At 41.4% G+C, this 24591-nt stretch carries 21 protein-coding genes and 1 pseudogene; 14 read left to right on the top strand and 8 right to left on the bottom strand.

The window, feature by feature from the left end; genetic code table 11:
* The first annotated feature begins 21 nt into the window (after positions 1-21).
* The 8 genes from fabG to SMIDD28_RS12045 are packed head-to-tail and all read left to right on the top strand — an operon-like array spanning position 22 to position 6266.
* Positions 22-753 (top strand): 3-oxoacyl-[acyl-carrier-protein] reductase, encoded by a 732-nt coding sequence (gene fabG, locus SMIDD28_RS02210; protein ID WP_061424376.1) that lies wholly within the window; start codon positions 22-24, stop codon positions 751-753.
* 21 nt (positions 754-774) lie between these two features.
* Positions 775-2010, top strand: a complete 1236-nt coding sequence (gene fabF / locus SMIDD28_RS02205; protein WP_061424375.1) for a beta-ketoacyl-ACP synthase II — start codon at positions 775-777, stop codon at positions 2008-2010.
* A 2-nt stretch (positions 2011-2012) separates the two neighbouring features.
* The gene (gene accB / locus SMIDD28_RS02200; protein WP_061424373.1) at positions 2013-2498 is read left to right on the top strand and encodes an acetyl-CoA carboxylase biotin carboxyl carrier protein; all 486 of its coding nucleotides are present in this window, start codon (positions 2013-2015) and stop codon (positions 2496-2498) included.
* The gene (gene fabZ / locus SMIDD28_RS02195) at positions 2495-2917 is read left to right on the top strand and encodes a 3-hydroxyacyl-ACP dehydratase FabZ (protein WP_000565515.1); all 423 of its coding nucleotides are present in this window, start codon (positions 2495-2497) and stop codon (positions 2915-2917) included. Before accB ends, fabZ begins: the two co-directional genes overlap by 4 nt.
* 11 nt (positions 2918-2928) lie before the next feature.
* Positions 2929-4296, top strand: a complete 1368-nt coding sequence (accC, locus tag SMIDD28_RS02190) for an acetyl-CoA carboxylase biotin carboxylase subunit (protein WP_061424371.1) — start codon at positions 2929-2931, stop codon at positions 4294-4296.
* A gap of 36 nt (positions 4297-4332) precedes the next feature.
* The gene (gene accD / locus SMIDD28_RS02185) at positions 4333-5199 is read left to right on the top strand and encodes an acetyl-CoA carboxylase, carboxyltransferase subunit beta (RefSeq protein ID WP_061424369.1); all 867 of its coding nucleotides are present in this window, start codon (positions 4333-4335) and stop codon (positions 5197-5199) included.
* Positions 5196-5963, top strand: a complete 768-nt coding sequence (locus tag SMIDD28_RS02180) for an acetyl-CoA carboxylase carboxyl transferase subunit alpha (RefSeq protein ID WP_061424367.1) — start codon at positions 5196-5198, stop codon at positions 5961-5963. The genes accD and SMIDD28_RS02180 overlap by 4 nt, the downstream gene beginning before the upstream one ends.
* A gap of 54 nt (positions 5964-6017) precedes the next feature.
* Positions 6018-6266 (top strand): hypothetical protein, encoded by a 249-nt coding sequence (locus SMIDD28_RS12045; RefSeq protein ID WP_061424364.1) that lies wholly within the window; start codon positions 6018-6020, stop codon positions 6264-6266.
* Between the two features lie 85 nt (positions 6267-6351).
* Here the strand turns inward: SMIDD28_RS12045 and nusB are convergent, their stop codons facing one another.
* The 8 genes from nusB to SMIDD28_RS02135 all read right to left on the bottom strand — a co-directional run bounded on the left by nusB (position 6352) and on the right by SMIDD28_RS02135 (position 11958).
* The gene (gene nusB / locus SMIDD28_RS02170) at positions 6352-6777 is read right to left on the bottom strand and encodes a transcription antitermination factor NusB (protein WP_061424363.1); all 426 of its coding nucleotides are present in this window, start codon (positions 6775-6777) and stop codon (positions 6352-6354) included.
* Positions 6770-7159: an Asp23/Gls24 family envelope stress response protein gene (locus tag SMIDD28_RS02165; RefSeq protein WP_000510575.1), complete on the bottom strand. Its 390-nt coding sequence runs from the start codon at positions 7157-7159 to the stop codon at positions 6770-6772. The genes nusB and SMIDD28_RS02165 overlap by 8 nt, the downstream gene beginning before the upstream one ends.
* A gap of 21 nt (positions 7160-7180) precedes the next feature.
* Positions 7181-7741 (bottom strand): elongation factor P, encoded by a 561-nt coding sequence (efp, locus tag SMIDD28_RS02160; protein WP_000568643.1) that lies wholly within the window; start codon positions 7739-7741, stop codon positions 7181-7183.
* A 130-nt stretch (positions 7742-7871) separates the two neighbouring features.
* Entirely contained in the window at positions 7872-9314 is a 1443-nt protein-coding gene (gene gatB / locus SMIDD28_RS02155) for an Asp-tRNA(Asn)/Glu-tRNA(Gln) amidotransferase subunit GatB (protein ID WP_049524479.1), read from the bottom strand.
* A complete protein-coding gene (gene gatA, locus SMIDD28_RS02150) occupies positions 9314-10780 on the bottom strand; it encodes an Asp-tRNA(Asn)/Glu-tRNA(Gln) amidotransferase subunit GatA (RefSeq protein ID WP_061424362.1) in 1467 nt (488 codons plus the stop codon). Before gatA ends, gatB begins: the two co-directional genes overlap by 1 nt.
* On the bottom strand, positions 10780-11082 hold the full coding sequence (gene gatC / locus SMIDD28_RS02145; protein WP_000705419.1) for an Asp-tRNA(Asn)/Glu-tRNA(Gln) amidotransferase subunit GatC: 303 nt from the start codon (positions 11080-11082) through the stop codon (positions 10780-10782). The genes gatA and gatC overlap by 1 nt, the downstream gene beginning before the upstream one ends.
* Positions 11083-11468: 386 nt before the next feature.
* On the bottom strand, positions 11469-11714 hold the full coding sequence (locus tag SMIDD28_RS02140) for a DUF4160 domain-containing protein (protein ID WP_061424359.1): 246 nt from the start codon (positions 11712-11714) through the stop codon (positions 11469-11471).
* Positions 11707-11958 carry a hypothetical protein gene (locus SMIDD28_RS02135; RefSeq protein ID WP_000471833.1) on the bottom strand — a complete coding sequence of 84 codons (252 nt, stop codon included), beginning with the start codon at positions 11956-11958 and terminating at the stop codon, positions 11707-11709. Before SMIDD28_RS02135 ends, SMIDD28_RS02140 begins: the two co-directional genes overlap by 8 nt.
* Before the next feature lie 235 nt (positions 11959-12193).
* On the opposite strand from SMIDD28_RS02135, the gene SMIDD28_RS02130 reads away from it, so the two are divergent.
* From SMIDD28_RS02130 to SMIDD28_RS11820, 6 genes and pseudogenes are all read left to right on the top strand, one after another.
* Positions 12194-13738: a peptide chain release factor 3 gene (locus SMIDD28_RS02130; protein WP_061424357.1), complete on the top strand. Its 1545-nt coding sequence runs from the start codon at positions 12194-12196 to the stop codon at positions 13736-13738.
* 391 nt (positions 13739-14129) lie between these two features.
* Positions 14130-15338: a glycosyltransferase gene (locus SMIDD28_RS02125; protein WP_061424355.1), complete on the top strand. Its 1209-nt coding sequence runs from the start codon at positions 14130-14132 to the stop codon at positions 15336-15338.
* 110 nt (positions 15339-15448) lie between these two features.
* Positions 15449-16726 carry a glycosyltransferase family 8 protein gene (locus tag SMIDD28_RS02120; protein WP_061424354.1) on the top strand — a complete coding sequence of 426 codons (1278 nt, stop codon included), beginning with the start codon at positions 15449-15451 and terminating at the stop codon, positions 16724-16726.
* A gap of 774 nt (positions 16727-17500) precedes the next feature.
* Positions 17501-18511: an Rpn family recombination-promoting nuclease/putative transposase gene (locus SMIDD28_RS02115; RefSeq protein ID WP_061424352.1), complete on the top strand. Its 1011-nt coding sequence runs from the start codon at positions 17501-17503 to the stop codon at positions 18509-18511.
* 5 nt (positions 18512-18516) lie between these two features.
* A pseudogene (locus tag SMIDD28_RS10915) lies at positions 18517-18888 on the top strand (hypothetical protein); the annotation flags it as partial.
* 940 nt (positions 18889-19828) lie between these two features.
* Positions 19829-24591: accessory Sec-dependent serine-rich glycoprotein adhesin (locus tag SMIDD28_RS11820; RefSeq protein WP_081103185.1), on the top strand; the 4763-nt coding region annotated here is incomplete at its 3' end.

Below are 24591 nucleotides of genomic sequence, written 5' to 3'. Positions count from 1 at the left end.
AAGAGGAAACAGGAGAAAAGAATGCAACTAAAAAATAAAAATATCTTTATTACAGGTTCGAGTCGTGGTATTGGTCTTGCCATTGCCCACAAGTTTGCTCAAGCAGGAGCCAACATCACCTTAAACAGCCGTGGGGCAATCTCAGAGGACTTGCTTGCCGAGTTTGCAGACTATGGTGTCAAGGTAGTTCCCATTTCAGGAGACGTGTCGGATTTTGCAGACGCTAAGCGTATGGTTGAGCAAGCTATTGCTGAGCTGGGTTCAGTAGATGTTTTGGTCAACAATGCAGGGATTACCCAAGATACCCTGATGCTCAAGATGACAGAAGCAGATTTTGAAAAAGTGCTCAAGGTTAACCTGACTGGCGCTTTTAACATGACACAATCAGTCTTGAAACCGATGATGAAAGCCAGAGAAGGTGCTATCATTAACATGTCTAGTGTTGTTGGTCTGATGGGAAATATTGGCCAAGCTAACTATGCAGCTTCTAAGGCTGGTTTGATTGGTTTTACCAAGTCTGTGGCGCGTGAAGTGGCCAATCGCAATATCAGGGTTAATGCTATCGCACCTGGAATGATTGAGTCCGATATGACAGCTGTCCTATCAGACAAGGTAAAAGATGCCATGCTGGCGCAAATTCCTATGAAAGAATTTGGGCAGGCAGAGCAGGTTGCAGATTTGACAGTATTTTTAGCAGGCCAAGATTATCTAACTGGTCAAGTGGTTGCCATTGATGGCGGCCTCAGTATGTAGCAGAAGCTAGAGGTAAAAAAGATGAAACTAAATCGCGTAGTAGTAACAGGTTATGGAGTAACATCTCCAATCGGAAATACACCAGAAGAATTTTGGAATAGTTTGACAAGTGGAAAAATCGGAATTGGTCCAATTACAAAATTTGATCATAGTGACTTTGATGTGCATAATGCGGCAGAAATCCAAGATTTTCCTTTTGATAAATACTTTGTAAAAAAAGATACCAATCGTTTTGATAACTATTCTTTATATGCCTTGTATGCGGCCCAAGAAGCCGTTAATCATGCAGGTCTAGATGTAGAGACTCTTGACAAGGATCGTTTTGGTGTTATTGTGGCCTCTGGTATTGGTGGTATCAAGGAAATTGAAGATCAAGTGCTTCGCCTAAATGACAAAGGACCAAAACGTGTGAAACCATTGACCCTTCCAAAAGCCTTGCCAAATATGGCTTCAGGAAATGTTGCTATGCGTTTTGGAGCAAACGGTGTTTGTAAATCCATCAATACTGCCTGCGCTTCATCAAATGACGCGATTGGGGATGCCTTCCGCTCGATTAAATTTGGTTTCCAAGATGTTATGTTGGTAGGTGGTTCAGAAGCCTCTATCACACCTTTTGCTATCGCAGGTTTCCAAGCCCTGACGGCTCTCTCAACTACAGAGGACCCAACTCGTGCTTCCATTCCATTTGATAAGGACCGTAATGGTTTTGTCATGGGTGAAGGTTCTGGGATGTTGGTTCTTGAAAGCCTTGAACACGCTGAAAAACGTGGGGCTACTATCCTTGCTGAAGTGGTTGGTTACGGAAATACTTGTGATGCCTACCACATGACTTCACCACATCCAGAAGGTCAGGGAGCTATCAAGGCCATCAAACTAGCCTTGGAAGAAGCTGAGATTTCTCCAGAGCAAGTAGCCTATGTCAATGCTCACGGAACGTCAACTCCTGCTAATGAAAAAGGGGAAAGTGGTGCCATCGTGGCTGTTCTTGGTAAGGAAGTACCTGTATCATCAACCAAATCATTCACAGGACATTTGCTGGGTGCTGCAGGCGCGGTAGAAGCTATCGTCACCATCGAAGCTATGCGTCATAACTTTGTACCAATGACAGCTGGAACAAGTGAAGTATCAGATTATATCGAAGCCAATGTCGTTTATGGACAAGGCTTGGAGCAAGAAATTCCATACGCTATTTCAAACACTTTTGGTTTTGGTGGCCACAATGCAGTTCTTGCTTTCAAACGTTGGGAGAATAAATAAGTATGAATTTAAACGATATTAAAGACTTGATGGCTCAATTTGACCAATCAAGTTTGAGAGAATTTTCTTATAAGAATGGGACGGATGAGTTGGAGTTTAGCAAGAATGAAGCTAGACTTGTATCTGAAGTTGCACCTCAAGTTGCTCCAGCACCCGTTCTAGCAACACCGAGTCCAGTAGCTCCTACATCTGCTCCAGCAGAAACTGTAGCAGAAGAAGTTTCAGCTCCAGCTGAAACAAGTGTGGCTGCTGAGGGAGATCTTGTAGAGAGCCCACTTGTTGGAGTGGCTTACTTGGCTGCTGGCCCAGATAAACCTGCCTTCGTTTCAGTTGGTGATAGTGTTAAAAAAGGTCAAACATTGGTAATTATCGAAGCCATGAAAGTCATGAATGAAATCCCAGCTCCTAGGGATGGTGTGGTAACGGAAATTCTCGTTTCTAACGAAGAAATGGTTGAATTTGGTAAAGGATTGGTACGTATCAAATGATCGATATTCAAGGAATCAAAGAAGCCCTTCCCCACCGTTATCCTATGCTCCTAGTAGACCGTGTGTTGGAAGTGAGCGAGGACACCATTGTTGCCATCAAGAATGTGACCATCAATGAGCCCTTTTTCAACGGTCATTTTCCTCAATACCCTGTCATGCCAGGTGTTCTGATCATGGAAGCATTGGCGCAAACAGCTGGTGTGTTGGAGTTGTCAAAGCCTGAAAATAAAGGAAAACTGGTCTTTTACGCTGGTATGGACAAGGTTAAATTTAAGAAGCAAGTTGTACCTGGCGACCAATTGGTTATGACAGCGACTTTTGTAAAACGTCGTGGCACAATCGCTGTGGTTGAAGCAAAGGCTGAAGTGGATGGCAAGCTTGCAGCTAGTGGTACTCTTACCTTTGCAATAGGGAACTAAGGAGGCTCTCCATGTTTCGAAAAATTTTAATTGCCAATCGTGGTGAAATTGCGGTTCGTATTATCCGTGCGGCGCGTGAATTGGGCATTTCGACGGTGGCGGTTTATTCAACTGCTGATAAGGAAGCCCTTCATACGCTTTTGGCAGATGAAGCAGTTTGTATTGGCCCTGGTAAGCCAACAGAGTCTTATCTCAATATTAATGCGGTTCTATCAGCTGCAGTCTTGACTGAGGCAGAAGCCATTCACCCAGGTTTTGGATTTCTCAGTGAAAATTCCAAATTTGCGACCATGTGTGAAGAAGTTGGTATCAAGTTTATCGGCCCATCTGGTCATGTCATGGATATGATGGGGGATAAGATCAATGCGCGCGCTCAGATGATTAAAGCAGGCGTGCCTGTCATTCCAGGTTCGGATGGAGAAGTTCATGACTCTGAGGAAGCCTTGATTGTTGCTGAAAAAATTGGCTATCCTGTTATGCTCAAGGCTTCAGCAGGTGGAGGTGGTAAAGGGATTCGTAAGGTTGAAAAACCAGAAGATCTCGTTTCAGCCTTTGAAACTGCTTCAAGTGAAGCCAAGGCCAATTATGGCAATGGTGCTATGTATATAGAACGGGTCATCTATCCAGCTCGTCACATCGAGGTTCAAATCCTAGGAGATGAGCATGGACATGTGATTCATTTAGGTGAACGGGATTGTTCTCTTCAACGGAATAATCAAAAGGTTTTAGAAGAAAGTCCTTCGATTGCAATCGGAAAAACGTTGCGCCATGAAATTGGTTCTGCGGCTGTTCGAGCTGCGGAGTCTGTTGGCTATGAGAATGCAGGGACTATTGAGTTTCTTCTTGATGAAGCCAGCGGTAAATTCTATTTTATGGAGATGAATACTCGTGTACAAGTAGAACATCCAGTAACAGAATTTGTCTCAGGTGTGGATATCGTTAAGGAACAGATTCGCATTGCGGCAGGTCAACCTCTGTCTGTTAAGCAAGAAGATATTGTTCTACGAGGTCATGCCATCGAGTGTCGTATCAATGCAGAAAATCCAGCCTTTAACTTCGCTCCAAGTCCAGGTAAGATTACCAATCTCTATCTGCCAAGTGGTGGAGTTGGCTTGCGCGTGGATTCAGCAGTTTATCCAGGCTATACTATTCCGCCTTATTATGATAGTATGATTGCCAAAATCATCGTTCACGGAGAAAATCGTTTTGATGCCTTGATGAAAATGCAACGTGCCCTCTATGAACTAGAGATAGAGGGGGTACAGACCAATGCTGATTTCCAGCTTGACCTTATTTCAGATCGCAATGTCATTGCTGGAGATTATGATACTTCCTTCTTGATGGAAACCTTCTTACCTAAATATCAAGAAAAAGAATAAAATGACTTTAAGAGTTTAAACCAAAAAGGGGAATCAATGGCTCTATTTAGTAAAAAAGATAAGTATATTCGAATCAATCCCAATCGTTCGGTTAGGGAAAAACCTCAAGCCAAGCCAGAGGTTCCAGATGAATTATTTTCTAAGTGTCCAGGTTGTAAGCATACCATCTATCAGAAGGATCTGGGAAGTGAGCGTATCTGTCCACACTGTAGCTATACCTTTCGTATTTCTGCCCAAGAACGCTTGGCTTTGACGATTGATATGGGAACCTTCAAGGAATTGTTTACGGGGATTGAAAGTAAGGATCCCTTGCATTTCCCTGGTTATCAAAAGAAACTAGCAACCATGCGTGAAAAAACAGGGCTGGATGAAGCTGTTGTGACAGGAACTGCTCTTATTAAAGGTCAGACTGTGGCTCTTGGGATAATGGATTCCAACTTTATCATGGCTTCTATGGGTACAGTTGTAGGGGAAAAAATCACTCGTTTGTTTGAGTATGCGACTGTTGAACAGTTACCAGTTGTTCTCTTCACAGCCTCTGGTGGAGCCCGTATGCAGGAAGGAATCATGAGTCTCATGCAGATGGCCAAGATTTCTGCAGCAGTTAAACGCCATTCAAATGCTGGTCTCTTTTACCTGACCATTTTGACAGATCCAACGACAGGTGGTGTAACAGCTTCTTTCGCTATGGAAGGAGATATCATTCTGGCTGAACCACAGAGCTTGGTCGGTTTTGCTGGACGTCGTGTGATTGAAAATACGGTTCGTGAAAGCTTGCCTGAGGGGTTCCAAAAGGCAGAATTCCTATTGGAACATGGCTTTGTGGATGCTATTGTTAAAAGAAGAGACTTGCCAGATACGATTGCAAGCCTAGTCAGATTGCATGGAGGGAGTCCTAGATGAATATTGCAAAAATAGTCAGAGAAGCGCGTGAGCAGAGTCGCTTGACAACCTTGGACTTTGCGACAGGCATTTTTGATGACTTTATCCAATTACACGGTGACCGTTCTTTTCGTGACGATGGTGCAGTTGTTGGTGGTATTGGCTGGCTTGGTGGCCAAGCTGTAACAGTGGTTGGTATACAAAAAGGCAAGAGCTTGCAAGACAATCTAAAACGGAATTTTGGCCAACCGCATCCAGAAGGCTACCGCAAGGCTCTGCGATTGATGAAACAGGCTGAAAAGTTTGGTCGTCCAGTTGTGACCTTTATCAATACAGCAGGTGCTTATCCTGGTGTCGGAGCGGAAGAACGTGGACAGGGAGAAGCTATCGCTCGCAATCTCATGGAAATGAGTGACCTGAAAGTTCCGATTATTGCTATTATTATCGGTGAAGGTGGTTCAGGTGGGGCTCTGGCTCTAGCGGTCGCAGACCGTGTTTGGATGCTGGAAAATTCTATCTATGCTATTCTCAGTCCAGAAGGCTTTGCTTCCATTCTATGGAAGGACGGCAGTCGTGCCATGGAAGCGGCAGAACTGATGAAAATTACTTCGCATGAACTGTTAGAAATGGACGTGGTAGATAAGGTGATTTCTGAAGCAGGACTTTCTAGTAAAGAACTGATTAAGAATGTCAAAAAAGAACTTCAAGCTGAGCTAGCTAGACTTTCACAAAAACCGCTAGAAGAGCTGTTGGAAGAACGCTATCAACGATTTAGAAAATACTAATACAAAAACTAGAACTGGCAGTCAGTTCTAGTTTTTATGTGCTTCTTATACTCAATGAAAATCAAAGAGCAAACTAGGAAACTAGCTGCAGGCTGCTCAAAACACTGCTTTGAGGTTGTAGATAGAACTGACGAAGTCAGCTCAAAATACCGTTTTGAGGTTGTAGATAAGACTGACGAAGTCAGCTCAAAACACCGTTTTGAGGTTGTAGATAAGACTGACGAAGTCAGCTCAAAACACCGTTTTGAGGTTGTAGATAAGACTGACGAAGTCAGTAACATCTATACGACAAGCCGACGTTGACGCGGTTTGAAGAGATTTTCGAAGAGTATTACTCTGTGCAGAGGGGAAAGTCAAAAGGTGCTTGGAAGACCAAACACCTTTTCGATTATTCATTTTCTTCAGTTACAAATTGACTAAGCAGTCCGTTGATAAAGCGGGCTGATTTTTGATCTGAAAAATTCTTAGCAAGTTCAATAGCTTCATTGACTGCTACCAGCTGAGGTGTATCAAATGATGTGATTTCAAAGATTCCTAAGCGTAGTAAGTTTTTTTCGACTAAGGTCAAGCGTTCAACTGTCCAGCCTGATTTGAGGTGCTGGTTGATTTGTTTATCCAACTCGTCTTTTTGAGCTTGAACACCAGAAACCAAGTTCAGAAGAAAGTCAGGGATTTGCATATCTGCATCTTCACGGTCATGCGTGTAGGCAAAGTGACAAGCTGTTTCTATATCTGTGCCGAATTCAAGGCTCATAAGAGCTTGAAAAGCGCATTTACGAAGTTCGCGTCTAGATTCTAATAATGGACTAGTCATTGAGGAAGTCCTCGTTAAATAGATCTTTCAACTCAGGTTTTGGTGTTTTATCTGGAACGATTCCTGCAACATGGATGTTGACAGCAGCAAGTTCCACATCAGCCATATCACGGACAGCATCTTTTACTGCTTTTTGAATAGCAAGAGCAACTTTTGGTACCTTCACACCGTACTCAAGATAGAGATAAATGTCGGCAGTTAGTTCTTCGTTGCTTTCTTTTAAGTAGACACCACGACCAAGAGAGAGTTTTGATAGGGTATCAGATACGGATTTATTTGAAAATGAGTGGACACCATCAACTTTAGCAGTTGCGATGGCAATGATTTTTTCAAGTACACGTGGAGCGATAACGATTTCGCCAAATTGTTCTTCAATTCCCATAGAATGACCTCTTTCTAGAGATTAGGCACGAGAAACGTAAGTTCCTTCTGCAGTGTTGATGATCAATTTTTGTCCAGCTTCGATGAAGTCAGGAACGTTGACAACAAGTCCAGTTTCCATAGTTGCTGGTTTACCAGAACCTGTAACAGTAGCACCTTTGATAGATGGTTGTGTTTCAGCGACTGTTAATTCAACAGTAGTTGGTACAGTGACACCGATTACTTCAGTTCCGTAGAATTGGATTTTCACATCAGAGTTTTCAAGGATGTAAAGCAATTCATTTTCAACGTTTACGACTGGGATTTCGTATTGGTCGTAAGTTTCAGTATTCATGAAGTAGGCAGTTTCATCCATTTTGTACAAGTATTGAGCTGGCACAGTTTCGATAATAGCTTGTTCGAATTTTTCTTCTGGACGGTAGCTTGTGTCAAATGTAGAACCAGTACGGACATCACGCAATTTCATACGCATGATCGTGTTCCCTTTACCTGGTTTGTGGTGGCTAGCTTCCAAAACGCGGATCAATTTTCCGTCTGCAGTTTCAAATGTCATACCAGCTTTCAATTTGCTTGCTTCAATCATGTTTTTACCTCTTTAATAAATATTATTACTCTTCATTCTACCATAAAATCTTCTGGAAATAAAGCCTAAATAGTTATTGGGAGATGGTAGGAGCGAAAAAACCAACCTCAGGGCTGGTTTCTTTTACATATTAATCTTCTTTCAACTTCGCCAATTCCTGGGCAAGGAGTTTAAGGGCGACTTGTGGGTTGGCTTGGCCTTTGGTTGCTTTCATAAGGAATCCTGTAAAGGCCTTATCTGCGTTACGTTTGCCTGACTTGAAGTCGGCAACGGCAGCTTCGTTATCTGCAAAGACTTGGTGGATGATTGGAATCAAGACATCTGGATCTGAGATTTGAACCATGCCAGCTTTTTCCACGTATTCACGCGCGCCTCCGCCATTTTTAGCTAGGTGGACAAAGACTTTCTTGGCAATCTTAGAAGAGATAGTGCCGTCTTCGATGATGGCAATCATCTCAACCAAGTTTTCTGGTGTTAGTTCGATTTGTTCCAGTGTCTTGCCTTCAGCGTTCAAGAACTGAGCAACCTCACCTTGGAGCCAGTTAGAGACTTGCTTGGCATCACCACCAAGAGCAACAGCTTTTTCAAAGAAATCAGAAGTGACTTTGTTTGCAGTCAACTGGCTAGCGTCATAGTCTGACAAGCCAAGGTCAGAGACGTAACGCGCACGGCGTTCTTTAGGAAACTCTGGCAACTCTGTACGCATTTCCTCAATCCACTCGTCTGAAATTTCAAAGAGGGGTAGGTCTGGTTCTGGGAAGTAGCGGTAGTCTGCAGCGCCTTCCTTGACACGCATGAGGATGGTTGCTTTGTTCGCTTCATCGTAACGGCGTGTTTCTTGACGGATTTGACCACCTGAGCGAAGAATTTCAGCCTGGCGTTGAACTTCGTATTCAAGACCCTTACGAACGTTTGAGAAGGAGTTGAGGTTTTTCAACTCAGTCTTGGTACCGAATTTTTCTTGACCATAAGGACGAAGAGAAATATTAGCATCCACACGCATAGAACCTTCTTCCATCTTGACGTCAGAAATGCCAGCGTACTGGATAACTTCCTTGAGGGCTGTTAGGTAAGCATAGGCTTCTTCAGGAGAACGCATGTCTGCTTCAGATACAATCTCAATCAAAGGCACCCCTTGGCGGTTGAGGTCAACATAAGAGTAGCCATCTGTACCGTGGGTGTTTTTACCAGCGTCTTCTTCTAGGTGGGCACGTTCGATACCGATTTTCTTAGTTGTACCATCTTCTAGCTCGACTTCAATCCAGCCGTTATAACCGATTGGCTCATCAAACTGAGAAATTTGGTAGGCTTTGGGATTATCAGGATAGAAGTAGTTCTTGCGGTCAAAGTGCATCTTTTTGTGGATGTCCATGTTGAGGGCAAGAGCAGCCTTGATACCGGCATCAACAACACCTTTGTTGAGAACTGGTAGAACTCCTGGGAAAGACCAGTCAATGACGTTAGTGTTGGCATTTTGGTCATTTCCAAAGTGGGCAGAAGTAGGTGAGAAGATTTTTGAATTGGTGTTGAGCTCTACGTGGACTTCAAGTCCGATGACTGTTTCAAAGTTCATTAGTTGTCACCTCCAAAAATCATGGGTTGTTGTTTGTGGTAGTCTGTTGTTGCTTCAAAGGCAGCAGCAGCTTGGTAAATGGTTTCCTCAGAATACTTAGGACCAATCAATTGCAGACCGACAGGTAGACCTTGAGAGAAACCAGCAGGAATCGAAATTCCTGGGAGACCAGCCAAGTTGACTGGAATGGTTAAAAGGTCAGCCAAGTACATGGCAACTGGGTCGTGGTTGAGAGAATCCAGGTCATAGGCAACGCTTGGTGCAGTTGGGCCCAAAATCAAGTCGTAATCCGCGAAGACTTTTTCGAAATCTTGAATGATGAGGGTGCGAACTTGACCAGCCTTCTTGTAGTAAGCATCGTAGTAACCTGATGAAAGGCTGAAAGTACCTAGCATGATACGGCGCTTCACTTCTTCACCAAAACCTTGGCTACGGCTGTTTACATAGATTTCATCAAGGTTGGTTGCATCTTCTGCGCGGTAGCCATAACGGATACCGTCAAAACGTTGCAAGTTTGATGAAGCTTCTGATGAAGCGATGATGTAGTAAACGGCAACACCGTATTTAGAGTGAGGCAGGCTGACTTCTTCGACGATAGCGCCAAGTTTTTCAAAGTGTTTAGCTGCATTTAGAATGGCTTCCTTAACTTCTGGGTCAATCCCTTCGCCAAGATATTCCTTAGGCAAAGCGATTTTCATTCCCTTGATGTCTTGACCGATTTTTGAAGTAAAGTCGGCAATGCGGACAGGGGCAGAGGTAGAATCTTTGGCATCTTCGCTGGCAATAGCGTTGAGCAAGAGAGCATTTTCTTTAACAGTAGGAGCAAAAGGTCCAATCTGGTCTAATGAGCTACCAAAGGCAATGAGGCCGAAACGAGAAACAGTTCCGTAGGTTGGTTTGAGACCAACGATTCCGTTGAAGGCAGCAGGTTGGCGGATAGAACCACCAGTATCAGAACCAAGTGACAAGCGGACTTGCCCAGAAGCTACGGCTGCGGCAGAACCACTTGATGATCCACCAGGAACTTTGCCTTGATCCCAAGCATTTTTAGTGGCACCATAGTGAGAAGTCTCACCTGATCCACCCATGGCAAACTCGTCCATGTTAGTTTTTCCTACGACAATCATGCCCTTAGCCTTTGCATTGGCAACGGCTGTCGCGTCAAAGATAGGCTCATAGTTGTAGAGCATTTTTGAGGCAGCAGTTGTGAGGATACCGTCTGTAGAGATGTTATCCTTAACAGCAAGTGGAATTCCTGAAAGGACATTATCAGCATCAATTCCAGCTTCATCAATGGCTTTGGCTTTAGCAAGAGCCTGCTCCTCAGCGATGGTGACAAAAGCGTTGATAGCTGTCTCGCGAGACTTGATATCTTCAAGCGTTGCTTGTGTCAATTCAGTTGCTGAAATTTCCTTAGAGACAAGGAGGTTGTGCAAGTCTTCAATGGTTTTATTGTTGAAAGTCATTAGGCATCTCCTCCATCGTCTAGGATAGCTGGTACCTTGATATAGTAGTTGTCTTTTTCAGGTACGTTTTTAAACAAGCGATCACGGTCTGTTCCTTCTTCGGCCACATCAGGGCGGAGTACGGTCTTACGGTCAGCCATGGTCGTGGTAGGTGCGACACCAGTTGTGTCAACTTCGCCCAGCAATTCAACCATGTCAACAATCTTGGACAAGGTAGTCGCAAAGGCAGCAGTTTCTTCTTCAGAGAATCTTAATTTTGAAAGATTGGCAACGTGTGTTACCTCTTCTTGCGTAATTTTCATCTTGCATCCTTTCGTGAAATGATGATTTTTAGTCTGTTCTATTTTACCATATTTTCCTATAAATAAGGGAGGGAAAGGTGAAAAAAGACAGGTATAGGATAGAGAATGGGGTTTTGAAAGAGATAAAAAAATAGCCGTCCTAACTTCGGCGAGTGAACGAGCTATTTTTTTAGTTATGTAATTACAGCCACTGTCTTAAACGGCTCTGTGGGGTGTTGTTAGCGCAACACCTTTTTCTATGTTTATTGTAACATTTATTTTAAAAATTGCAAGGAGAATTAGGCTCCCTAGTATCTGGATAAGTTGAGTAGAAACCGAGTAGCAGGTATTAAAATTGCTAGCTAGTTTTTGTTTATCATTGATTAGCAAACTAAGATTCCTTGATTTTAATATGCACTTTTTTGGTATTCATTCCATAAAGCCTGAAGTTCATCTGCATTTTCTAAAACATATTGCCTTATTATTTTTAGGTCTTTTGCTTTTGCTTTACCATCTCTCAGTTCACCGTTCAGAAACATTGAACCCACTTCTTCTCCGTGGATATAAAAGTGAATATGCGCTTTTTGACCTTTATGGTTATGTTCGTTAGGACGAATTTCAATACCATACTTTAAGAAAGAATATTTAGGCATGTAGTAGTCCCACGTAGTCCTTCCATGTTTCAAGGTAGTTATCGCGATTTAACTCAATTTGCTTTTGAGCAAAACGAATATCATAGTCTGCCAAGTCCAAATTTTCCAATACTTCTCCAGTTAGAATACTAAAGGTTCCGATTAATTCATCGTCATCATACATGCGCAAAATAGGGTTGCTTGGATTCTTGTAAATATCATCTTTTGTCACTTCTAAATTGGTTACACCAAATTCCTTGAACATGATTACTTCTCCTTTTTCTTTTATTATATCATTTTTGCTAGAATTGTCACGGTTTTCGATCTATTTGACTACAAGGAATAGCTTTTATTCAAGTATAGTTTAACATAAAATAGAAATTGAAAAAAATGCTAAAATCCGATATAATGAAGTGTTGAAAGGAATGGTAAAATCCAATGTAAAAATCATTCTTAGCTATCGAAACAAGAAAAATAGAGAATCTAAAGAAAGAGAACTTATGAATATTCAAGAAGAAATTAAGAAACGTCGTACCTTTGCCATCATCTCCCACCCAGACGCGGGGAAAACTACTATTACTGAGCAGTTGCTCTACTTTGGGGGCGAGATTCGTGAGGCTGGTACGGTTAAAGGAAAGAAAACAGGGACTTTTGCCAAGTCTGACTGGATGGATATCGAGAAGCAACGTGGGATTTCGGTGACATCATCTGTTATGCAATTTGACTATGACGGAAAACGCGTGAATATCCTCGACACCCCAGGGCATGAGGACTTCTCCGAAGATACCTATCGGACCTTGATGGCGGTGGATGCTGCGGTCATGGTTGTGGACTCTGCCAAGGGTATCGAGGCCCAAACTAAGAAATTGTTTGAGGTTGTCAAACACCGTGGTATTCCAGTCTTTACCTTTATGAATAAGCTAGACCGTGACGGACGTGAGCCACTGGACCTCTTGCAAGAGCTAGAAGAAGTTCTAGGTATTGCGAGCTATCCGATGAACTGGCCAATCGGGATGGGGAAAGCCTTTGAAGGCTTGTATGACCTCTATAACCAACGCTTGGAACTCTATAGAGGGGATGAACGTTTTGCTAGCCTAGAAGATGGGGACAAGCTTTTTGGTAGCAATCCTTTCTACGAGCAAGTCAAAGATGATATTGAACTTTTAAATGAAGCTGGGAATGAGTTTTCAGAGGAAGCGATTCTGGCTGGAGAATTGACGCCTGTCTTCTTCGGTTCAGCCCTTACTAACTTTGGTGTGCAGACCTTCCTTGAGACTTTTCTTAAGTTTGCTCCAGAACCACATGGACACAAGAAAACAGATGGTGAAATTGTGGATCCTTACGACAAGGATTTCTCAGGATTTGTCTTTAAAATCCAAGCCAACATGGACCCTCGTCACCGTGACCGTATAGCCTTTGTCCGTATCGTATCAGGTGAATTTGAGCGTGGCATGAGTGTCAACCTGCCTCGTACTGGTAAGGGTGCCAAGCTGTCGAATGTGACTCAGTTTATGGCTGAAACTCGTGAGAATGTGACCAATGCCGTGGCTGGAGATATCATTGGTGTTTACGATACCGGTACTTATCAGGTTGGGGATACCTTGACAGTTGGGAAAAATAAATTTGAATTTGAACCCCTACCAACCTTTACCCCTGAAATTTTCATGAAAGTTTCTGCTAAGAATGTCATGAAGCAAAAATCCTTCCACAAGGGGATCGAGCAATTGGTGCAAGAGGGGGCTATTCAGCTTTATAAGAATTACCAAACAGGCGAGTACATGCTGGGCGCTGTCGGCCAACTCCAGTTTGAAGTCTTTAAGCACCGTATGGAGGGCGAGTACAATGCGGAAGTCGTCATGAGCCCAATGGGTAAAAAGACCGTTCGTTGGATCAAGCCTGAGGACTTGGATGAACGGATGTCATCAAGCCGAAATATCTTGGCCAAAGACCGTTTTGACCAACCAGTCTTCCTCTTTGAAAATGACTTTGCCCTTCGCTGGTTTGCGGACAAGTATCCAGACGTAGAGTTGGAAGAAAAAATGTGACTCAGTACCAACAATTGAAACTAAAGTTCCAAATTGTTGGACGCTAGCCGCTATTTTGCGGTCTAGCTAACTGCCTTACTAACTCATCGGCGAAAAATAATCGTTTTCGCCTCTTCGTGTCGTAATGTAAAAATTGTAAACCGCTATGGCGGTTTACCTAAACGCTTCACTAGGAAAAATCCAAGAATATTATCGAACCGTGGATTTTTCAGTCGTAATGGGAAGTAAGCGAACTAGCTAACTGCCTCACTAACTACGTTTGGCAAATGGAATCGATTTGCCAAACTCAGTGTCGTAGTGTAAAAATCGTCTTATCTAAATGCTTTGCCGTCATAATGGGAAGTAAGCTCCCCAAATATATGATGGGAATAAAAAAGAAATGAGATAGAGAATGAGAGAAGAGAAAAAAGCGATTGTCTTAGGTGCAGATAATGCTTATATGAATAAAGTTGAGACTACGATAAAATCCCTTTGTGTTCATCATGATAATCTTAAGTTTTATGTTTTCAATGATGACTTTCCGAGAGAATGGTTCCAATTGATGGAAAAAAGACTAGAGACTTTGAACAGTGAGATTGTGAACGTTCAGATTGACAGTAGTATTCTGAAAGATTATCGTTTACCCTTTGAGGGACTTTCTTACGCTACCTTCTTTAGGTATTTTATTCCAAAGTATGTAAGTGAGTCTCGTGCACTGTATTTAGACTCGGATATTATCGTAAGAAAACCGATAGATGAGCTGTGGGACTTGGACTTGACAGATATCCCCTTAGCAGCAGTTAGAGATGATTTTTATACACATATTTTTAATGCTGGTTTTTTGTTAATCAACAATGACATGTGGAGAGCAGAGAATGTCACGCAAGACCTGATTGAGTTAACCAATCAATATCATCAAACAGATTTTGGGGATCAGGGAATTTTGAATCGTCTCTTTGAGAATCGTTGGAAAGAACTAGAGCCTATCTACAATTTCATGGTAGGAATGGATACTATTGCCTACTTTCAAAATAAAAATGATTGGTACCCACACGCTGAGTTACTGGAAGCTTCTGCAAAAATGATTCATTATACAGGAAAGAAACCTTGGCAACAAATTACAATCAACCGTCTAAGAGAAGAATGGTGGTTTTACTATGGTCTAGAGTGGTCGGATGTCTTATTAAGGAAATTTTCCCTAGAGTCAGGCTATAGAGGACTGGTGAAAAAGGTACGAGCTCGTACAGCGGTTGTGACTATAACATTAGAGATGCCCCATCTAGAATTTCTTGTGAAGAATTGTCCAGACGTAGAGTTTCATCTTTTGGCGCCTACCAATTTTGCGGGATCTATTATGGCTCTTCAGGGATACACCAACGTAAGACTATATCCAAATTGCACGCTTTACAATGTAGATAGTGTTCTTTCCCAATTGGACTTCTATTTGGATATCAATGCTGATCGTGAGATGTTTGATGTGATAAGTAAAGCTAAAGCAAGACAACTTCCTATTTTAGCATGGGATACAACGAATCGTGATACAGAATCATACAGCCAAATCGTCTCTGAAGAGAATCCTCAAGAAATGCTTGAACTCATTGAAAAGCTGCTATCGAAGTGATTGTTTTCAAGTTTAAGAGTAGACAAAATCCATACGGTATTAGTCACTATGATAGATTGACCTAAAAATGTTACTTCTTATCGGGTGTAAAAAGTATAGAAAGGGAATTGATGAATCAATTACAGGAAAATCAACTGGCTAAAAAAGCTATTATTTTATGCTTTGATAGGCCGTATTGTGAACAAGCTATTGTAACCATTAAATCTTTATGCGCGCATCAACGTGGATTACGAATTTATGTGTTTAATAAGGGGGATATTCCACAAGAGTGGTTTTCTGCACTTCAAGGATGGCTGAAGCCCTTTGATTCGGAGATTGTCAATATTCGTTTACCAGAGGAAGAGTTAGCGATGAGGCACTTTAATCTTCAGAATAGCGCCCATATATCTGCTACGAAATTTTTGATTTATTATATCGCAGATTATGTTAAGGAGGATATAGCGCTTTACCTAGACTGTGATCTTATCGTAACAGGAGATGTGGTTCATCTTTTGGACTGTGATTTAGATGGTTATTATATAGCGGCGGTTAATGATAGTGAACTGGATCCTAGAACAAATAAGGATGTTGAATGGGAACTAAACTCGGGTGTGATGCTTGTTAATATCAAACGCTGGAAACGAGAAAATGTTCGCGATTGGTTGTTAAACTTATCTGAGGAACACTATAAAGAAATAAGAAATGGTGAACAGTCTATTATGATTATGGCCTTTGGTCAAGAATGGTTACCGCTTGATGACACCTATAATTTTTTTGTAGGCTATGATGTTTATGATAAAAGTAAATATAGACTTTCTCGTACAAGGTTAGTGGATAATCAATTACCATTAGTGCTACATTATATAGGTAGCGAAAAGCCGTGGGGAACGATGAGCCGTAACCGATTTACTAGTCTATGGTGGTTTTACTATGGCTTGGACTGGTCAACGATTTTAAATACTTATCTATTTAACCTAGCCTTGTCAGAATATAATCACTCAATACTTCGTCCGAGATTAGTGGTCTTTACTACTGTTGAGGAGTTAGAGCGTCTAGAAGAGCTTGTTCAAAGTTTGCCTGAGTGTGATTTTGATATCTTTGCCCCAACTATGATGAGTAATGTTTTACTAGCTTATGGTCAATATCCAAATGTTCACTTTTATCAAAGCGCTTTTAATCCGATAAAGTATGACAATGTATTAGAGACTGCGGTAGCAGTGCTAGATATTAGCCAAGGAATGGCTTGGCAAGACCCTATGGATACTGCATTGAGACTGAAGGTGCCAGTTCTTGCTTTCCCTCAGACCAATCATGTTGGAGATCAGGCACAAGTTTGTGACACATCGCAACTAATGGCAGATCAAGTAAAACAGTTGATAGCAGATAAGAAGCATTTAAATATACTTTAGTCTATGGGCAATCAGAGTCTAGCTATAAAACTTGGTGAGTTCAAAAAATCCTTGTGTTTATAGAACAAAAAAATTGCTCTTAATTATAAATATGAAAAAAGGACTGTTCTGCTAATCAGAATGTCCTTTTTTGTTTACAGTAGATTTGAATGATATTGTCAAGTGTAGTAGATTGAAATAAGACACGAACAAATCGATTAGGAAAGTCACATCAATTTCTAGCAATGTTTAGAATTCATAGAGTATTATTCCAGCTTCAATGTATTATGGTATTTTAGTCTGAAGCTACATTCTCGTCAGCACTTGATGAAGGATTTGCTTTACATCTAACAAAATTTGGTGACTCTCTACATAAATTTATATCATATCAACTACCTAATTGATTAACTTCTAAAGTCACCCTTTGATTTCTGGTTATCCTTAGATTGTGTCGTTTGATAGGGTTCTATGAGAATTTTTATCATTTATTTCATTTCTTTTAATCATTCCAACTAGACATTGGAAACGGTTATCAGAGTAAGTTTTGCTGGAATTTCCATTTGCTCACATTTTGTTTTACAGGAGATACAATGCTTGAATTGCAGGTAATCTTCTTGTGTTTCTTAAGAGGAGTGTGAAGTGGATTGTGACCGGAAATTTGAGAATGAAATGAAGAAGAATAGAATTGTTTTAAATTTGCTACCAATTTCCTTTCTTTTTCCGAATAAATAGATAGTAGCAGAGAATCTAGTGAACCTAGATTTAAAAATGTGCTATAATGAAAGGAGAAGAAATATGACTGTACGTCATCCGGGCATCAGCCCGACCAACGATTTGGTTGCTAAGAAAATCTTTAGCAATCCAGAAATCACTTGTCAATTTATTCGCGATATGCTGGATTTACCAGCCAAAAATGTAACTATTTTAGAGGGAAGCAATATTCATGTACTACCTTCTCTGCCTTATTCAGCCCAAGATTTCTATACCAGTATAGATGTTTTAGCGGAGTTGGATAATGGAACTCAGGTAATTATTGAGATTCAAGTGCATCATCAGAATTTTTTCATCAATCGCTTGTGGGCTTATCTATGTAGTCAGGTCAATCAAAACCTAGAAAAAATTCGCCAACGTGAAGGCGATACCCACCAGAGCTATAAACACATCGCACCAGTTTACGCAATCGCTATTGTAGATAGTAATTACTTCTCAGATGAGCAAGCTTTTCATAGTTTTAGTATGCGCGAGGACACGACAGGTGAGGTTTTAACAATTACAAACAATGGACAGGAAAACCATCTGGTTAAGATGGCATTCTTGGAATTAAGAAAATACAGAGAAACCAGCAAAGACGAGGTTCGCAAACCGTGGTTGGAGTTTTTTGGGAACAAACCCTTTACCCAGGAACCCGAGCGAGCCATCAGCCAAGCAGACCAACTGCTAGACTATAAAAGCTGGTCCGAGGAGGACAGGAAAATGTTTAGTCAATTACGTATGCGAGAAGAACAAGCCTTGTTAGCACAGGACTATGCCTTGGAAACTGCTAGGGCGGAAGGGGTTGAACAGGGACTGGAGCGTGGTCTTGAACGTGGTCGTGCAGAAGGTATTGAACAAGGCTTAGAACGTGGTCTTGCAGAGGGTCTTGAACAAGGACGAGCAGAAGGCGTTGAACAGGGACTGGAGAGTGGGAAAATATTTACCTTTCTTGATTTAGTGCGCCAACATGTTTTAACTTCCGAATTTGCTAGCGAGCAATTAGGCATGACGGTCGCTGAATTTGAGTCACTATTGAAAGACCATTATAAATAAGACCTAAAAAATACAGAGAAACCAGCAAAGATAAGGTTCGTAAACCATGGTTGGAGTTTTTCGGGAATAAACCCTTTACCCAAGAACCCGAGCGAGCCATCAGCCAAGCAGACCAACTGCTGGACTATAAGAGCTGGTCTGAGGAGGACAGAAAGATGTTTAGCCAACTACGTATGCGAGAAGAACAAGCCTTACTCGCTCATGACTATGCCTTGGAACAAGCTGAAGAAAAAGGTTTAGAGCGTGGTATTGAACAGGGACTGGAGCGTGGAAAACTTTTTGCTTTTCTGGATATGGTTCGTCAAGGTCTGCTGCCATCTGAGGTTGCCAGCCAGCAATTAGGCATGACTGTAGCTGAGTTTAAGGAATTTTTATAAATCAGTAGAACAATGACAGATTTTTCCGCATCAGATGGAATAATCTGTTTTTTTCTAGTGGATTGAATCTGAGATAGTACAATATATTTTCTGAAACAGTGTTAGAAATTGCCTTAAATCTCCCATCTCCCAATCGATTTGTTTTAACTTGATGTGATTTTTTAATTGGAAGATATAGTTTATTGAAGATAGAAGAGTACACCAAGGTTTTAAAGTATTGTTTCTATAAGTATGTTAACATAGATGGAATAAACGAAATTTCATACCAAACAAAAAGTAAATCACAAGACGTGTCTCCGATAGTTTTAAATATTGATTTGAAACTGAAGGCAAGATTGTATGTTATACTCAATGAAAATCAAAAAGCAAACTAGGAAGCTAGCCGCAAGCTGTACTTGAGTACGGTAAGGCTACGCTGACGTGGTTTGAATTTGATTTTCGAAGAGTATTAATTAATGGGCTCACCGTAAATTGCCGATGGTTTATATTGTTTTCTGATTGATGGAGAGTATCAAAGTAGTGCAGTGACTTACCTGTGCTTAGCTTTCTAACCCGCTCATAGATTTTCATTGCGTATAAAACAGAGTATTCAAATGACGAAACAAATATATAACATATTAACAAACGAATACCAAAATCAAATCAAACTTTTATAAAAAATTTTAGGAATTTGCTGTCGAATTTCTGTAATAAAAATTTAATATTTCTAAATTTAATAACATAAAAACTCAAATTTAAAGCCAAAAATGGCTCTGAATAATAATTTAAAGTATCTTTATAAAAAATAGAACAAAAAGCAATAATATGCATGTAAAATACTTTTTTTTTTAGGTAAAAATGTTTTGTATAGTATTGAAAAACTTGGATTCAAAGTGTATAATATAGTTTGGTATTTCATTGCTAAATACACATAAAAACAAATGGAAAGGAATCTAAAAATATGTTTTTTAGGCGCCAAAACGGTGAATATAGAGAGACGGATCGTGTGACCCGTTTCAAATTGATCAAGTCAGGTAAACATTGGCTGCGTGCCTCAACTTCTCAATTTGGACTCTTTAAAGTCTTACGCGGCGGTGTAGATGCTGCTCAAGTCGTGACAGAGGTTGTGGAAGAACACAACTCAAGTACTTTGACAGGCTTGGATATCCTGAGAGGGATAGCAGCAGCTGGGACGGTGCTTGGGGGAGCGATGGCTACTCAAGGTCCTGTATATGCAAATGAGAATGTAACGGTTGAAAAAGAAGTAGGAGGAGAAAAACCTCTTGCCTTGAAAGATTCAGCAGTCCTAGGGACAGTAAAAAACAAGACAGAAGAAGGAGCAGCAACTGCTAGTCAGCCAGAGTCAGGGTCTACGACTCAGTCTCAAAGTCTGTCAGAAAACGATAGTCAATCTCAAAGCCTATCAGAAAGCGCAAGTAAATCTCTCAGTGAGTCAGCTTCTCTTAGCGAGTCAGCTTCTCTTAGCGAATCAGCTTCTCTAAGTGAATCAGCTAGTCAATCAGCAACAAGTTCAGAATCAAGCAAACCTGCAACTGCAGAGTCTGTGACAACTGCTTCTTCAGAGACGGTTACAGATCGTGCAGCTTCTACTCGTAAGGAAGAACCAGTACCAACTACAGCTCTTACTGATACTATCAATCGTAACTTGACTGCGATTGCGCACATCGGTCAAAGCCTGGACGCCCCTACGTCTGTAGCAAATAGCTTGACGACAGCAACAACAGATGCAGCGGTTGCAGCATCTGCAGATGCGACAGCAACGAAAAAGGCTGAAGAAGACCGCAAACGTCTTTCTAAGATTTCAGCCTCTATGGGTGAATCCCTCGCTAAGTCTATCGGTTTACCTAATATGGATTCAGCAGTTACTAAAGTTAACGCAGCCGTAACAGCTATCGAAGAAGCGCTGAAAACTCCAAATGCTGACCTTACAGCAGTTATCAAGCAAGCAAAAGCTGCAGAAGCTTCAATCGCCAATGCCGTTCAACGTGCTAATAACGGTAAACGTAGTCATTTCAATGGTATGCTAATGGAGCGAGGGGTAAGTTTCAGACAGGCGCCAGGAGGTGCAGCTGAAAACGATCCTAACAGTGCAACTTATAATTTCTCCACAGCTACAGTTGGATATGTAGTAACGGAAGCTGATGCAACCGCCCACAACTCTCTGGCAAGAGGAATCTATAAAGAAGGAACCTTCCTTTATGCGACTCAGGGACGACAGGCAAATGGTAGACCGCCAGGGAAAACCAATGTTGCCACTCGTGTTCAAGTATCAGATATTAAAAGCCAAGTCTATATGACGGCCACTCGTTCGGGGCAAACAACTCAGTGGGAAGTTATCTTTAACGATGGTGGAGAACCACACGATAACCCATACTTCTACTTTACTGTACCAAAAGGCCACACCATCACCCAGATGAGCTTCTATCAAAAAGATAATCAAAGTGGTGGATGGAACCTTTTGGGTAGCGGAAATGGCGACACGGCCTTCCGTACTAACCGCAAGCAAGGTGATATGCGTTGGGCTGTCGGGAATGCCAATAACAACGGTGGCTCTTTCTACTATAACGATGCCAGTGGTGTTGGACCAGGCGGTGTCGGAAAAGGAAATTTAACATCTTTGGATGACTTTGCTCATAGAGATCCATCTGCATTTTATCAGACAGATAAAATTACTGATAAAGTGAAAAAAGCAGGTGACTTTGCTTTTAAAACAATTGAAGATGCAACCGCAAACGTCTATGCCTTCCACCCTAAGGGTTCTGCCCGTTTCGAAGGATACCGTATCACTTATACAACGACAAGTCCTACAGATACCAAGGACTACTATATGGCTGGTTTCCGTTCTTTGGAAAACTCACGTCATAGAAACTATATGCAGATGAACGGTTCTCAGGAACGTTACTACTTGCAATTGAAGGACGGTGTGCCGAATACCTTCCTGAAATGGGGAACATTAAACGACCTTGTCGTCCCAGATTCTCTTAACCGGATTGCAGATATTTATGATCGACTGAATGGAACTAAAACATCAGCACCTGGTGGAACAGTGACATATGCAATTGATGGAGTTTCAAATGACAGTGCTTCAATCAGGTATACAGCAAATACACGTCCAAATGGAGCTGTTAGACTGGCCAAAGGGCACTATAATCTGACAGCGAAAGTTAAAGGAGCAGGTACTTATAATATTCCTTTCCGTATTGTCACCCAGTCAGATATCTATGAACCTGTCATTAATGAAGGACGTACTGCAAATCAAATCGCCAAAGGGACGCCTATCCCTTCTGCGGCATCCGTAATCCAAGGCTTTAAAGATGTATCGTCAACTGTTGATAGATTTGCGATGCCGAATAATCCGAACGATTATAAAACACAAGTAAACCAAAACGGTAGTGGGGCAGCAGTTCTACCAAATACGAACCTTGTTGCTTCTGGAAAAAGCAATGACCTTGCGAACTTGCATGTCGCTTCTGTAAACTGGGTAGGAAATGCTACAGAGTTTGGTTCAGGTGACCATGAAGATATGGCTGTAAAAGCGACTTATAATGGGAAAACAGTCTACCTAACCTTGCCTGCGACAATAGACAAGAGCAGATTGGGCACAAGCCTAACAGAAGCTGAAAAACAAGAAGTTTTGAACAGTCATGGTTTGACCGGTGCAACCATTACAAGTGGTAAAGTTGGATTGACAAAAGAAGTCCAAGTTGTCTATAAAGATAATGAAGGACAAGACTCTATCGATACCAAAGAAGTCTTCTTTGAAAATGTCGCAAGAGAAAATCCACCTGCAGCTCCTCAAATTAGCACACCAAACGATGGTAGTGTCACAATTACTCCACAGGCAAATACGGATCGACTTAAGGTCGCTTACACACCTACAGATAGTACTACTGCTACTAATATCAGCGTAAACAAAGTTGGAAATCAGTGGCAAACGCCAGATACACTTCCATCAGGAGTAACGCTTAATTCAAGTACTGGTATGGTCTCTATTGCAGAACCAACAGTTAAAGACCTTAGCCCAGTTACAGCAACAGGTTACAACTTCAACTCTGATGGGGCGCCAGCTACTGGAACAGCACAAGCTCCAGATACAGTAGCACCACAAATTACTAGTTTAACACCGATTAGTAATGCGGTAATCGACAACACTAATCCACGTAAGATTATCGTTTATCGTGAAGAAGACTTTAGTGTTGATGTCAACTTGACAGATAACAGCGGTCGCTTGGATAAGATTAAGGTAAGAAGTGATTCCCAAACTGGACTTCCACAATCTGATTTTGAGGTTAATGGTGCTAACATTTCTGGTAATGGAACAAGTATCAATTTTACCAATAAATCTAATAATTTGGGACAAGATGGAAATGCGACAGCTACTAATCCGTATAAGGTAAATATTTCAGGTCATGTAGGTAAAAATCAGTCAGTTGCTAATGACGCTGCTAGTAACACCTGGAGTCGTTATATTTCTGGATATGATCGATCGAACTTAACGAATAACAATGGAGCCAGTACCGCTGCTAATAACGCCAATATCCAGATTGAGTTCCGTAAGCAGTCTGATAAGTATGCTCCAGAAGCTGCGACAAATGCTAGAGTATACTTAACTGCTGATGGATCAACAGTATATGATTCAGATTCACCAGAGTTTTATATTGCGAACAGAACTGCTTTACCAACTACAGGTACAACAGCAGGAACAGCAACGACTTACGCATGGAAAGCCGGAGAAACTCCAACTGTTAACAATAATCAAGTAAGACGTACAGTAGTAGTAACATATCCAGATGGCTCAACAGATGAAGTACCTGTAACCTTCACGGTTCGTGACACAGTTAAACCTGTTGCTACGACAACTGTGCAAGTAAAAAATCCTACAACTGGTCAATGGGAAGACGTTCCATTCGAAATTGAAGATGGTGTTAGGAAGAAATATATTTTCTATTCAGGTGATCAACTGCGCTTTATTACTAAATTTAGTGATAACAGTGGAAAGATTGACAAAACTGAAGTGAAAATAGGTGACAGCAATGGTAGCACTACTATTGCCAGCGGGAATATACTTGAAGATGGTTGGGGAAGGGCAACTCTAACCAATCTCAATTATACTCCTACGGTAGCTACAGAGGCTAGTCCTTACATCATTGACACTGGTGAGAATCAAGGTAACATTAGATTAGATTTGCCATATAATAGTGGAAATCGGATTAAACGATCGGTTATAGTTAGAGATCTTTCAAACAATTGGTCTCAAGGAAATAATCTTAGATTGGCGCAAGGTCAATTGAAAGATAAATTCCCAGCTGTTACACCTCCGACAGTGCAAGTAACCAATGCAACTACCTTGACTGAAGACGATAAGAGAGCTGTTATTGCTGCGGTGAGAGCTTCAAACCCTGAAGTTGCAAATCGTATTAAAGCGGGAGATGCTGGATATAGCATGCTTTCAAATGGAAAAGTAAGAATTACTTATAAAGATAATACGTATACTGATGTGACACCAACTGTATCAGACTCGATTTACAAATCAACGTCTGCAAGTACTTCAACTAGCCGATCAGCTTCTCTTGCTTACTCACAATCGGCTTCAACCAGCAAGTCAGTAAGTGAATCAGCAGCTAAGAAAGCCTCAGAGTCAGCCTCAGCAAGCAACTCAGTGAGCTTGTCAGCATCTAAGCTTTCGTCACAATCTGCCTCAAC

Source organism: Streptococcus mitis (genome assembly GCF_001579045.1).
GTDB classification, from domain to species: Bacteria; Bacillota; Bacilli; order Lactobacillales; family Streptococcaceae; genus Streptococcus; species Streptococcus mitis_D.
The sequence above is the reverse complement of the archived record's forward strand: the minus strand, read 5'-3'. Positions and strand labels throughout refer to the sequence as shown.